The organism is Xenorhabdus siamensis (genome assembly GCF_037996745.1).
Classification (GTDB): domain Bacteria; phylum Pseudomonadota; class Gammaproteobacteria; order Enterobacterales; family Enterobacteriaceae; genus Xenorhabdus; species Xenorhabdus indica.
Genome location: NZ_JBBMXE010000005.1, coordinates 125,477 through 138,933, shown reverse-complemented (window position 1 = coordinate 138,933; position 13,457 = coordinate 125,477). Strand labels below are relative to the sequence as shown.

The window sequence follows — 13,457 nt, the reverse complement described above, 5'->3', positions numbered from 1 at the left end:
GTTTCAGGGCAGTCTTTTATCTGAAACCTGCGCTTTCTTCTCTCTCAAAACCCGCAAAACCCCTTCGGTGTTGTCAGGTTAAGCCGCACGGTACATTAGTACTGGTTAGCTCAACGTCTCGCAACGCTTACACACCCAGCCTATCCACGTCCTGGTCTCGGACGGCCCTTCAGTATCCTCAGGGGATAAGGGAAGACTCATCTCAAGGCAAGTTTCCCGCTTAGATGCTTTCAGCGGTTATCTCTTCCGCACTTAGCTACCGGGCAGTGCCATTGGCATGACAACCCGGACACCAGTGGTGCGTCCACTCCGGTCCTCTCGTACTAGGAGCAGCCCCTTTCAATCTTCCAGCGCCCACGGCAGATAGGGACCGAACTGTCTCACGACGTTCTAAACCCAGCTCGCGTACCACTTTAAATGGCGAACAGCCATACCCTTGGGACCTACTTCAGCCCCAGGATGTGATGAGCCGACATCGAGGTGCCAAACACCGCCGTCGATATGAACTCTTGGGCGGTATCAGCCTGTTATCCCCGGAGTACCTTTTATCCGTTGAGCGATGGCCCTTCCATACAGAACCACCGGATCACTAAGACCTACTTTCGTACCTGCTCGCGCCGTCACGCTCGCAGTCAAGCCAGCTTATGCCTTTGCACTAACCTCACGATGTCCGACCGTGATTAGCTGACCTTCGTGCTCCTCCGTTACGCTTTGGGAGGAGACCGCCCCAGTCAAACTACCCACCAGACACTGTCCGCAACCCGGATAACGGGCCGGCGTTAGAACATCAAACATTCAAGGGTGGTATTTCAAGGATGGCTCCGTGCAGACTGGCGTCCACACTTCACTGCCTCCCACCTATCCTACACATCAAGGCTCCATGTTCAGTGTCAAGCTATAGTAAAGGTTCACGGGGTCTTTCCGTCTTGCCGCGGGTACACTGCATCTTCACAGCGAGTTCAATTTCACTGAGTCTCGGGTGGAGACAGCCTGGCCATCATTACGCCATTCGTGCAGGTCGGAACTTACCCGACAAGGAATTTCGCTACCTTAGGACCGTTATAGTTACGGCCGCCGTTTACTGGGGCTTCGATCAAGAGCGTCTCCTTACGGATAACCCCATCAATTAACCTTCCAGCACCGGGCAGGCGTCACACCGTATACGTCCACTTTCGTGTTTGCACAGTGCTGTGTTTTTATTAAACAGTTGCAGCCAGCTGGTATCTGCGGCTGGCTTTGGCTCCGGGCGCCTGTCCCTTCACCTAATGCCAGCGTGCCTTCTCCCGAAGTTACGGCACCATTTTGCCTAGTTCCTTCACCCGAGTTCTCTCAAGCGCCTGAGTATTCTCTACCTGACCACCTGTGTCGGTTTGGGGTACGATTCACTGTTACCTGATGCTTAGAGGCTTTTCCTGGAAGCCGGGCATCTGTCACTTCAGCACCGTAGTGCCTCGTCATCACGCCTCAGTGTTACAGATAACCGGATTTGCCAGGTTATCCCACCTACACGCTTAAACCGGGACGACCGTCGCCCGGATGACATAGCCTTCTCCGTCCCCCCTTCGCAGTAACACCGAGTACAGGAATATTAACCTGTTGCCCATCGACTACGCTGTTCAGCCTCGCCTTAGGGGTCGACTCACCCTGCCCCGATTAACGTTGGACAGGAACCCTTGGTCTTCCGGCGAGCGGGTTTTTCACCCGCTTTATCGTTACTTATGTCAGCATTCGCACTTCTGATACCTCCAGCAAACCTCACGGTTCACCTTCAGCGGCTTACAGAACGCTCCCCTACCCAGCAACATTAATATGTCGCTGCCGCAGCTTCGGTGCCTGGTTTAGCCCCGTTACATCTTCCGCGCAGGCCGACTCGACCAGTGAGCTATTACGCTTTCTTTAAATGATGGCTGCTTCTAAGCCAACATCCTGGCTGTCTGAGCCTTCCCACTTCGTTTCCCACTTAACCAGGACTTGGGGACCTTAGCTGGCGGTCTGGGTTGTTTCCCTCTTCACGACGGACGTTAGCACCCGCCGTGTGTCTCCCGTGATAACATTCTCCGGTATTCGCAGTTTGCATCGGGTTGGTAAGTCGGGATGACCCCCTAGCCGAAACAGTGCTCTACCCCCGGAGATGAGTTCACGAGGCGCTACCTAAATAGCTTTCGGGGAGAACCAGCTATCTCCCGGTTTGATTGGCCTTTCACCCCCAGCCACAAGTCATCCGCTAATTTTTCAACATTAGTCGGTTCGGTCCTCCAGTTAGTGTTACCCAACCTTCAACCTGCCCATGGCTAGATCACCGGGTTTCGGGTCTATACCCTGCAACTTCGCGCCCCGTTAAGACTCGGTTTCCCTGCGGCTCCCCTATGCGGTTAACCTTGCTACAGAATATAAGTCGCTGACCCATTATACAAAAGGTACGCAGTCACACCCGAAGGTGCTCCCACTGCTTGTACGTACACGGTTTCAGGTTCTCTTTCACTCCCCTCGCCGGGGTTCTTTTCGCCTTTCCCTCACGGTACTGGTTCACTATCGGTCAGTCAGGAGTATTTAGCCTTGGAGGATGGTCCCCCCCTGTTCAGACAGGATACCACGTGTCCCGCCCTACTCATCGAGCTCACACTGCCAGCGTCTTCGGATACGGGGCTGTCACCCTTTACTGCCGGCCTTTCCAGACCGTTCTCCTGACGCTGACACTGCTGATCGCTCTGGGCTCCTCCCCGTTCGCTCGCCGCTACTGGGGGAATCTCGGTTGATTTCTTTTCCTCGGGGTACTGAGATGTTTCAGTTCCCCCGGTTCGCCTCCTGCCCCTATGAATTCAGGTCAGGATAGTGCAACGGATTGCACTGGGTTGCCCCATTCGGGTATCGCCGGTTATTGCGGTTCCTATCACCTTACCGGCGCTTATCGCAGATTAGCACGCCCTTCATCGCCTCTGACTGCCTAGGCATCCACCGTGTACGCTTAGTCGCTTAACCTCACAACCCGAAGAAGTCTTCGGACTGGAGTTTTGAGAGACTCCTCAATAGTTGTCATTTGACATCTACTGAGTGTTTCAAATTTTCAGCTTGTTCCAGATTGTTAAAGAGCTGGTATTGCTAAACCGGCTTTCAAGCCCGCTTAACAATACCGTTGCTGGCGCCGCCTTTCACCCGGCGCCTGAGCAAAGTGGCGTCCCCTAGGGGATTCGAACCCCTGTTACCGCCGTGAAAGGGCGGTGTCCTGAACACTCACAGTTCACCCTCATAGGTTAAGGAGGTGATCCAACCGCAGGTTCCCCTACGGTTACCTTGTTACGACTTCACCCCAGTCATGAATCACAAAGTGGTCAGCGCCCTCCCGCAGGTTAAGCTACCGACTTCTTTTGCCACCCACTCCCATGGTGTGACGGGCGGTGTGTACAAGGCCCGGGAACGTATTCACCGTAGCATGCTGATCTACGATTACTAGCGATTCCGACTTCATGGAGTCGAGTTGCAGACTCCAATCCGGACTACGACAGACTTTATGAGGTCCGCTTGCTCTCGCGAGGTCGCTTCTCTTTGTATCCGCCATTGTAGCACGTGTGTAGCCCTACTCGTCAGGGCCATGATGACTTGACGTCATCCCCACCTTCCTCCGGTTTATCACCGGCAGTCTCCCTTGAGTTCCCACCCTAACGTGCTGGCAACAAAGGATAAGGGTTGCGCTCGTTGCGGGACTTAACCCAACATTTCACAACACGAGCTGACGACAGCCATGCAGCACCTGTCTCAGCGCTCCCGAAGGCACGCCTCTGTCTCCAAAGGCTTCGCTGGATGTCAAGAGTAGGTAAGGTTCTTCGCGTTGCATCGAATTAAACCACATGCTCCACCGCTTGTGCGGGCCCCCGTCAATTCATTTGAGTTTTAATCTTGCGACCGTACTCCCCAGGCGGTCGATTTAACGCGTTAGCTCCGGAAGCCACACCTCAGGGGCACAGCCTCCAAATCGACATCGTTTACGGCGTGGACTACCAGGGTATCTAATCCTGTTTGCTCCCCACGCTTTCGCACCTGAGCGTCAGTCTTCGTCCAGGGGGCCGCCTTCGCCACCGGTATTCCTCCACATCTCTACGCATTTCACCGCTACACGTGGAATTCTACCCCCCTCTACGAGACTCTAGCCCACCAGTCTTAGATGCCATTCCCAGGTTAAGCCCGGGGATTTCACATCTAACTTAATGGACCGCCTGCGTGCGCTTTACGCCCAGTAATTCCGATTAACGCTTGCACCCTCCGTATTACCGCGGCTGCTGGCACGGAGTTAGCCGGTGCTTCTTCTGCGGGTAACGTCAATCGCAAAGTGTATTCAACTTCACGCCTTCCTCCCCGCTGAAAGTACTTTACAACCCGAAGGCCTTCTTCATACACGCGGCATGGCTGCATCAGGCTGCCGCCCATTGTGCAATATTCCCCACTGCTGCCTCCCGTAGGAGTCTGGGCCGTGTCTCAGTCCCAGTGTGGCTGGTCATCCTCTCAGACCAGCTAGGGATCGTCGCCTAGGTGAGCCCTTACCCCACCTACTAGCTAATCCCATCTGGGTTCATCCGATGGCGTGAGGCCCGAAGGTCCCCCACTTTGCTCCCCAGAGGTTATGCGGTATTAGCCACCGTTTCCCTCCATCGGGCAGATCCCCAGACATTACTCACCCGTCCGCCGCTCGCCGGCAGGAAAGCACGCTTTCCCCCGCTGCCGCCCGACTTGCATGTGTTAGGCCTGCCGCCAGCGTTCAATCTGAGCCATGATCAAACTCTTCAATTCAAAGTTTGCTGCTCAAAGAATTAAACTGTTAGTTCGTAATGAATTAACTGTTCAGTCACTCTTCAAGACTTAATCTTTTTGCCTTTCGGCTTTCGACGGTGTCTTGCGAGTGCCCACACAGATTGTCTGATTAATTTGTTAAAGAGCATGGGCAACCGAACCTACGTTCGGGTTGCGAGGCAGCGTATCTTACGCGTTTCGCCTCCGGAGTCAAGCGTTTATTTTCGCTTTTCTCTCACTGTCCTCCGCGCCTTGTTTCGGCTCTGCGTCGGTCAGTGGTGGCGCATTATAGGGGGTTTTCCGGCACTGACAAGCGTTTTTTTGCATTTTTTTTCTGTTCGCATTTTTTTTCAACAAAAGCGGCAAAAAAGTTCTTTTTTCACTCAATAAGTGGTGCTATTGACAACAATTTTAAAATTCATGCGGTGCAACTCGAAATCTGTTGGGTATATTTTTATGTATTAAAATGTTACTTAGTGACTAAATCATCATTATTACAACATAACAGGAAATCTGATGGTCAAATCCGCACGCAGTATGTCGGGATTACCTTGGATTGCAGCGATGGCTTTTTTTATGCAATCTCTGGATGCAACAATCCTTAATACAGCACTGCCGGCAATTGCTAAAAGCCTTAACCATTCTCCACTAGCAATGCAGCCTGCTATTGTCAGTTACACTTTAACTGTAGCGATGTTGATTCCTGTCAGTGGCTGGTTGGCTGATAGATTTGGCACCCGACTGGTTTTCATTTATGCCGTATCCCTCTTTTCTTTGGGTTCTCTCGCTTGCGCATTATCCAGCTCTCTCTCTTTTTAGTGATTTCACGCGTTGTTCAAGGGATCGGGGGCGCTATGATGATGCCAGTTGCTCGCTTAGCTTTATTACGGGCTTATCCACGTAGCGAACTGTTACCTGTCCTGAATTTTGTCACAATGCCAGGATTACTTGGCCCATTTTAGGCCCTCTGCTTGGTGGAGTGTTAGTAACTTATGCAACATGGCATTGGATATTCATTATCAATATTCCCATTGGCTTATTAGGTATTATTTACGCCAGAAAACATATGCCCAACTTTACCATGCCAAAAGTCCTTTTGATTTTCTGGGCTTCATAATGTTCAGTCAGGTTTAGTGATGATTTCGGTCAGTCTGGATTTATTTGGTAATGATACATTGTCTAATTATGTTCCCGCTGTATGTTAACTGTAGGTATCATTATGCTGTCTGGGTATTGCTCTATGCCCAAAGACATCCCAATCCCCTTATTGATCTCAAGTTATTTGAAACCAGAACATTTTCAGTGGGTATTGGTAGTAATATTGCAACCCGTTTAAGTACAGGATCACTTTCTTTTCTTATTCCACTGATGCTACAGGTAGCAGTTTGCTGGTTATGATGGCAGCAATTATTGCCAGGTCATTATGATGGCACCGAAATGCACGATTGGTTCTATTCTACAGACAAAATCTTTTGTCTCCCAGATACTGTCCACACAGTTCACAGATTCGGATACAGAAATACTCTATCACTAAATCCTGAACTTGGGCATTGTCACTCGTGTTTTTGATCATTCCTCTATTTATATTGGGAATGGTTATGTCTACTCAATTTACAGCAATGAACACAATTACTCTTGGTGACTTAAATGAGAATAATGCCAGTGCCGGAAATAGTTTGCTGGCGGTGTCTCAACAGTTATCCATCAGCTTAGGTGTCACAGTCAGTGCAGCAATTCTGCGATTTTATGAGTCAATGAGTTCTGGTTCTACAATAGATCACTTTCACTATACGTTTATCACTATAGGTTCAATTACTCTGGTTTCTGCTTTTATCTTTCTGTTCTTAAATAAAGAGGATGGCAGCAATTTGGTTAAGAAAAAGCGATCTAAAAAATGATGTTATTAACGCTGACTTACAGAAGCAATAGGCCATCAATGCGTTTTTGCAACAGAGTCTCTATACAGTGGAGCATTCAGTTAGGTTACCTTCGGTATTAAGGATTAAACTACCATAGTAGCCACGGATTAATCCTGTTCAGCCAGAAATGCATCGATTTCACTTCGCCACGGAACAGAAGGCTGCGCACCGTGACGTGTCACCGCTATTGCCGCCGCGGCATGAGCAAAACGAATCGCCGATAATATTTCTTTCCCTTCCAATAATCCCGTCACTAAAACACCATTAAATGTATCTCCGGCTGCAACTGTATCAATGGCTTTTACTTCAAACCCGGATACAACTTTTCCTTGTTTACCTTTCTCGCTAAGCCATACTCCACGGCTTCCCAGCGTGATGATAACCGTTTCGATGCCTTTATTATGCAACGACTGAGCTGCTTTTTCGGCTCCAATATCATCTGTTACCGAAACTCCTGTCAGATACTCTGCTTCTGTTTCATTAGGAGTGATAATATCCACTAGAGAAAGTAGCTGATCTGAAATTTTTTGGGCCGGAGCAGGATTCAAGATCACTTTGGTATTGTGTTTTTTCGCTATTTCCGCAGCAAGTTGCACTGTGTCCAATGGTGTTTCAAGCTGTAGTAACAATGCATCCGCGTCTTTAATCACTTGCTCATAACGGCGGAGATATTCTGGTGTGAGCGCATCATTCGCTCCGGCATTAATGCCAATGATGTTTTCTCCCTGCTGATTGACAAAAATCAGCGCTACGCCAGTTGCTTCATCAGCAATAACTTCAATAGCAGAAGTATTGATATTATCTTTCACCAGTTGTTGGAGGACCCGTTCCCCAATATCATCCTGCCCAATACAAGCAATAAATGTAATGTCAGCCCCGCAACGGCCAGCAGCAACCGCCTGATTTGCTCCTTTTCCTCCGAATGCTACCTGATACCGCTGCCCTTGCACGGTTTCTCCCGGCTGAGGAAATGATTTGAGATTCAAGATGTGATCGACATTGATACTACCCATCACAGCCAGTTTTGCCATACTCATTGCATTTATTCCTACTAAATAATTTCTGCTTAATAACAATGCAGCACTCAAAACCGACAGCCGCACGATAACAACGATTATTTTTTGATAACCAATTCCAATTCAACGGGAATGTGGCATCAATTTTTTACCTTTTAGTATATTGTCTTTAACCTGAGCCGCCAAAATGGCAGCCCCTGCTTGTACTTCTTGAACAATCATTATCAATACAGATATTAAATCAGGTATTCCCTAAATAGACTCAGGACAACAAAGGCTCAATAAACTCTCATTAAAGTCTTTGCATAGAATACATTTTACCTATAAATAAATGGAGGTAATTATTCAAACTGCGGCGTTCACGGTATGCAATTGGTTGAGAAAATATCCCAGTTAAGCCAGTATCTGGAAAGTGGGCTATATGAAAGACGACAAGCTATTCGTCTTTGTCTGCTGGCTGCCTTATGTGGAGAAAGTGTTTTTCTTCTTGGCCCGCCGGGGATAGCTAAGAGTCTGATAGCACGGCGGTTAAAATTTGCGTTTCAGCGTGCTCATGCTTTTGAATATTTAATGACACGCTTTTCCACTCCAGAAGAAATTTTCGGCCCCCTCTCAATTCAAGCACTCAAAGATGAAGGGCGTTACCAACGCCTTACTGAAGGTTATTTACCGGAAGCAGAAATTGTTTTTCTGGATGAAATCTGGAAAGCGGGACCTGCCATTTTGAATACGTTACTGACAGCAATTAATGAAAAAAAATTCAGAAATGGTAATCAGGAAGAACAGTTACCAATGAGGCTGTTGATCACTGCTTCCAATGAGCTGCCTGATGCCGATAATAGTCTGGAAGCCCTTTATGATCGCCTATTGATCCGCCTCTGGCTGGACAATATTCAAGAAAAGAAAAGTTTTCGCGCGCTACTCACCGATCACCGTGATGAAAACTCTAACCCTGTACCAGATCATTTTCAAATTACAGCTGAAGAGTTTAATCAATGGCAGGAGAAAATAAGCCACATTTCTTTGCCAGATCCTATTTTCGAGTTGATCTATCAACTACGTCAGCAAATTAATGTTACAGAAAATGTCTCCCGCGTTTCAGATCGCCGATGGAAAAAGTCTATTCGTTTGCTACAAGCCAGTGCATTTTTCAGTGGGAGAAACAGTATATCTCCACTGGATCTGGTGTTATTAAAAAATTGCCTGTGGCACGATCTAAATAGTTTAAAATTTCTGCCACAACTCCTACATAACTTACTGACAGAACAAGCTTATCAACAACGTACCTTGATGAAAAAAATGGATGAGCTATACCAACAGTGGGTAAACTCCAGACAAGATGAAAATCATCATTTCCCCTTGCAACTCATCACAAAATCATCATTTTTTGGTCGTCATACACACTATACTCTCCCAGAAAGTATCCATGAAAAAAAGCTGACACTATTTCTGTACCCTTCATTAAATCTACATGATCTTGCTGTTAACTTTATCGAAATAGATAAAATCGCACTGGAAAATTCACTTAAAAATAACAATGGAGTATTGCTTATCCGATTAAACGGAATGGGTTTTCCACAAAAAATTCCTTTTGAAATCAATGAAAAAAATCAGATTGAAATTCTAGATACCAGCCGAAACAGTGCAGTTTTATGCCGATTTGAACAACAGATAATTCTGGAAGAAAAGGTAAAGGTGCAATGGAATGCAAAATGGCTTTCTATACATGACGAAATTCAACAACAACACCAATTATTTAACCAACATCAACCCTGCTTATTTATAGAAGAACACTGGATTGCCAATATTGAACAAAGTTTTCTCCAATTAACCGAGAGGTTAAAACAGCTACGCTCAAAAGTGGAGTAGAACATGCTAACTCTGACAACACTTGATCTTTTGCTCGCCATTAATGAAGGTGAATTGATAGAGGAAACTATTTCAACACTATTAAGCTCCCCTCAATTGGCAGCTTCCTGTAAAAAATTTCCCAATTTTAAAAAATTATTACAGAAAGATATTCCAGACTGGCAGCAAACATTACGGCAAAGGCTCAAAGATGCCATTGTTCCTGTTCCTTTAGCCAAAGAATTTCAGTTATATCAACAAATAGTAATCACAGAATTTGCTGTTTTTTATCGGCAACTTCCTCAGCTTGTCGAAAAACTCCAGCAAATCCAGTCTCCTTTTGCTAATGATGCTTTCACGTTGTGCGAAACATTATCTCAGCACAGCCAAGCAGGACATAAGTTGTTTATTCAACGCTGGCGCAGCAATTTGAGCCTTCAGGTCACAAAATTTCACAGGATACTACTGGAACAAGAAAAAGATCAGTTGCTGGCAGAGCTCCAGAAACGATTGGCGCTCACCAGTAACCTCAATCCAATATTTAATGAAAATGATCGTGCAGAGGGACGATTATGGGATATGAGCAAAGGACAACTTCATCTGGCAGCACATAAAATATCATTAATCACTCAATATGCTGAATTCCTCAAACAACAATCTGAATTGGAAAAACTGGCTCAATTACTAGGCCGTAACCAAGTTGCTAAATCAATTCCAAAAAATAGCTCTGTGCTGGAAGCTTTCCCCGAAATTGAACGTATGCCAGATACTGTACCGGAACAGATAAATGGACTCCAACAGAGTGACGATATCCTGAGGCTTTTACCCACAGAGCTGGCCATGTTGGGGATTAAGGATCTGGAGTACGACTTTTATCGTCGGCTGATAGAAAAAAAATTACTGACTTATCGTCTACAAGGGGATAACTGGCAGACAAAAACCGTATTAAAACCCGTTATTCACCATGAAAATGAAGAACAACCCCAGGGACCATTTATTGTCTGTGTAGATACTTCTGGATCGATGGGAGGGTTTAATGAGCGTTGTGCCAAATCATTCTGTCTGGCCTTGATGCGTATTGCTCTGGTTGATAACCGTCAATGCCATATCATATTGTTCTCCACAGAGATCATTCATTATGATTTAACATCACAGGACGGGCTAACTCAGGCTGTACATTTTCTGGGACAAACTTTTAGAGGAGGAACCGATCTGGCCTTCTGTCTTAAAACAATAACGGAGAAAATGAAAGAATCTATCTGGAGAAATGCTGACACTGTTGTTATTTCAGATTTCATTGCCCAGCGTTTGCCGGAAGAGCTAATCCATCAAATACAAAGTCTACAACAGCACCAAAAACACCGCTTCCATGCGGTATCCCTGTCCAATTACGGGAAGCCCGGTATCATGCAGATATTTGATCATATTTGGCGCTTTGATACCGGAATTACAAACCGTTTACTGCGAAGATGGCGGCATTGATCCAAAAACCAGCCGACTAAAATTTATAACACAGCCTTACAGCACACCTTCAACAGATTCAATGATCTCCGGTGACCAAACACTACACTGAACTTGACCAATGTGTGCCATTTGCAACAGCAACATCACTAAGCGAGATTGGCCAATACCACCACCGATGGTCTGTGGCATATCACCTTTCAGCAAAGATTGATGCCAGTCGTATTGCAAACGCTCTTCATCACCAGTCAGTAAAAGCTGACGTTCCAGTGCCTCAACATCAACACGGATACCCATTGAAGAAATTTCAAACGCATCCTGCAAAACAGGGTTCCAGACGATAATGTCACCGTTCAGACCTAAAAAACCATCGCTGTTTGGTGTCGTCCAATCGTCATAATCCGGTGCACGAACATCATGTGCCTGACCATCAGACAACTTACCACCGATCCCCATCAGGAAAATAGCACCAAATTCTTTGGCTGCTTCACGCTCACGACCTTTAGCATCCAGACCAGGATAACGTTTCAGAAGCTCTTCACTGTGAATGAAGTGAATTTGATCTGGCAGGAACGGTGCCAGACCAAATTCCTTACTTACTGCTTGTTGTGTTTCTTTTATCGCTTCGTAGATTTTACCTACTGTCTGTTTTAGATAGTCGAGTGAACGGTGACCTTCACCAACCACTTTTTCCCAATCCCACTGATCAACAAAGACCGAATGGATAGGAGTCAGGCGATCCTCATCAGGACGCAAGGCTTTCATGTGAGTATACAATCCTTGTTCTGCTTGAAAACCAAAGCGACCTAATGTCTTTCGCTTCCATTTAGCCAGAGAATGAACCACTTCAAAAGTTGCATCTGGCAATGTCTTAACTTTCACTTGGACAGCTTTCTCGTGGCCTGACAAGTTGTCCTGAGTTCCATCACCAAGACGGCTCAAAATTGGCCCCTGCACTTCGATTAAACCAAGTTGCTTCTCTAGCAGGCGTGAAAAGTAAGATTTCACAAAACTAATCTGTTGCTGTTTTTCAATAAAGGATGTTTTCATGATGCGACTCTCAAAATTTTTTAGTGACCCTGTGTCCTGTTGATATAGATTAAGCAACAAAATGGAGTATAAATTCAATATCTGATAATAAAAATATTCAGTAAGATTTATAAACGGTAGTTTTTACACTATAAAAATGAATATCATTCAAAAATAGGGATTAAAAATGGCGGAAATTTATCAGATCGACAATTTAGACCGTGATATCCTTCACGCTTTGATGGATAACGCACGTACACCTTATGCAGAATTAGCCAAAAAATTCGCAGTTAGCCCAGGGACAATCCATGTCCGTGTAGAAAAAATGAAACAGGCAGGGATTATTTCAGGTACTCGAGTTGATATCAGTGCTAAGCAACTGGGGTTCGATGTGTGCTGTTTTATCGGCATCATCCTGAAAAGTGCTAAGGATTATCCGGCTGCATTACAGAAACTCGATAAGCTGGATGAAGTGGTTGAAGTTTATTACACCACTGGACATTACAGTATATTTATTAAGGTAATGTGTCGTTCTATCGAATCCCTCCAGGACGTACTTATCAACAAGATCCAGACTATTGAAGAAATTCAGTCAACAGAGACGTTGATCTCCCTGCAAAACCCGATCATGAGGACAATCAGACCCTGAAATAAAAAGCACATAACCACATTATCCACAAGTAGATCCCAGAAGATTCACAACGTACAATAGTTGTTCTTTAACGTTAGCAAGGATCACGATGAGCACGATAACTTTAATCAGTGGTAGTACTATGGGTAGCGCTGAATACGTTGCTGAACACATGGCTGAGATCTTGGAAAATCACAGTTTTTCAACAAAAATACTACACGGCCCTTCATTAGATGATCTTCCTCTGGAAGGGCTGTGGCTTGTAGTCACATCAACACATGGAGCTGGCGATTTACCGGAAAACCTACAACCTTTCGCAGATGCGATCATACAACAGCAACCTGATCTCAGCCGTGTGAAATTTGGTGCCGTTGGTATTGGTAGCTCTGAATATGACACATTTTGTGGCGCTATAAGATCATTAGAACAATTATTGGAAGATCACAAAGCAAAAAGGATCGGCGATCGACTAGAAATAGACATCCAACAACACGAAATACCCGAAGATCCAGCCGAAGAATGGGTCAAAGAGTGGGCAAAGTTACTCTGATCAGATTAAAAATATAGCGATTAACTGTGGATAACTTTGATAAAAAGCAGGGGTTAACTCGTAGTTATCCATTTAATAACTGAGATACAATCTATCAACTGTGAATAACATGGCTTTTAGATCCCAGTTTATACTACGTTGGATCACGGATCATTCACAACAAATGATCCTTTTCAGCATTATGATCTTTCAATAGAAAAATCACTTATCCACAGATGATC

6 protein-coding genes, 2 rRNA genes and 1 pseudogene are annotated in these 13,457 nt (G+C 45.7%); 5 read left to right on the top strand and 4 right to left on the bottom strand.

The window, feature by feature from the left end; genetic code table 11:
- Positions 1 to 74: 74 nt before the first annotated feature.
- Positions 75 to 2,979: ribosomal RNA gene (locus AAC852_RS04550) — 23S ribosomal RNA — on the bottom strand.
- Between the two features lie 273 nt (positions 2,980 to 3,252).
- A 16S ribosomal RNA gene (locus AAC852_RS04545) occupies positions 3,253 to 4,782 on the bottom strand.
- Together the 16S and 23S rRNA genes form the textbook arrangement of a ribosomal RNA operon.
- 516 nt (positions 4,783 to 5,298) lie before the next feature.
- Here AAC852_RS04545 and AAC852_RS04540 point away from each other — a divergent pair.
- A pseudogene (locus tag AAC852_RS04540) lies at positions 5,299 to 6,680 on the top strand (MFS transporter).
- A gap of 128 nt (positions 6,681 to 6,808) precedes the next feature.
- Here the strand turns inward: AAC852_RS04540 and rbsK are convergent.
- Positions 6,809 to 7,738, bottom strand: coding sequence for a ribokinase (rbsK, locus tag AAC852_RS04535; RefSeq protein WP_340619998.1), 930 nt, complete (start codon positions 7,736 to 7,738; stop codon positions 6,809 to 6,811).
- 345 nt (positions 7,739 to 8,083) lie between these two features.
- Here rbsK and ravA point away from each other — a divergent pair, with 345 nt between their 5' ends.
- Both ravA and viaA read left to right on the top strand, forming a co-directional pair.
- Complete coding sequence (gene ravA / locus AAC852_RS04530; protein WP_340619997.1) at positions 8,084 to 9,586, top strand: ATPase RavA; 1,503 nt, start codon at positions 8,084 to 8,086, stop codon at positions 9,584 to 9,586.
- A 3-nt stretch (positions 9,587 to 9,589) separates the two neighbouring features.
- On the top strand, positions 9,590 to 11,047 hold the full coding sequence (viaA, locus tag AAC852_RS04525) for an ATPase RavA stimulator ViaA (protein ID WP_340619996.1): 1,458 nt from the start codon (positions 9,590 to 9,592) through the stop codon (positions 11,045 to 11,047).
- A 36-nt stretch (positions 11,048 to 11,083) separates the two neighbouring features.
- Here the strand turns inward: viaA and asnA are convergent, their stop codons facing one another.
- Entirely contained in the window at positions 11,084 to 12,076 is a 993-nt protein-coding gene (asnA, locus tag AAC852_RS04520; RefSeq protein ID WP_340619995.1) for an aspartate--ammonia ligase, read from the bottom strand.
- Between the two features lie 166 nt (positions 12,077 to 12,242).
- On the opposite strand from asnA, the gene asnC reads away from it, so the two are divergent.
- Together asnC and mioC are read left to right on the top strand one after the other, a co-directional pair.
- Positions 12,243 to 12,704, top strand: coding sequence for a transcriptional regulator AsnC (gene asnC / locus AAC852_RS04515; RefSeq protein WP_047679052.1), 462 nt, complete (start codon positions 12,243 to 12,245; stop codon positions 12,702 to 12,704).
- Positions 12,705 to 12,795: 91 nt separating this feature from the next.
- On the top strand, positions 12,796 to 13,236 hold the full coding sequence (mioC, locus tag AAC852_RS04510) for an FMN-binding protein MioC (RefSeq protein WP_340619994.1): 441 nt from the start codon (positions 12,796 to 12,798) through the stop codon (positions 13,234 to 13,236).
- Positions 13,237 to 13,457: the final 221 nt, after the last annotated feature.

Coding starts and splice junctions, on each gene's coding strand:
- rbsK (WP_340619998.1), bottom strand. CDS start 7,738: ATGAGTATGGCAAAACTGGCTGTGATGGGTAGTATCAATGTCGATCAC.
- viaA (WP_340619996.1), top strand. CDS start 9,590: ATGCTAACTCTGACAACACTTGATCTTTTGCTCGCCATTAATGAAGGT.
- asnA (WP_340619995.1), bottom strand. CDS start 12,076: ATGAAAACATCCTTTATTGAAAAACAGCAACAGATTAGTTTTGTGAAA.
- ravA (WP_340619997.1), top strand. CDS start 8,084: ATGCAATTGGTTGAGAAAATATCCCAGTTAAGCCAGTATCTGGAAAGT.
- asnC (WP_047679052.1), top strand. CDS start 12,243: ATGGCGGAAATTTATCAGATCGACAATTTAGACCGTGATATCCTTCAC.
- mioC (WP_340619994.1), top strand. CDS start 12,796: ATGAGCACGATAACTTTAATCAGTGGTAGTACTATGGGTAGCGCTGAA.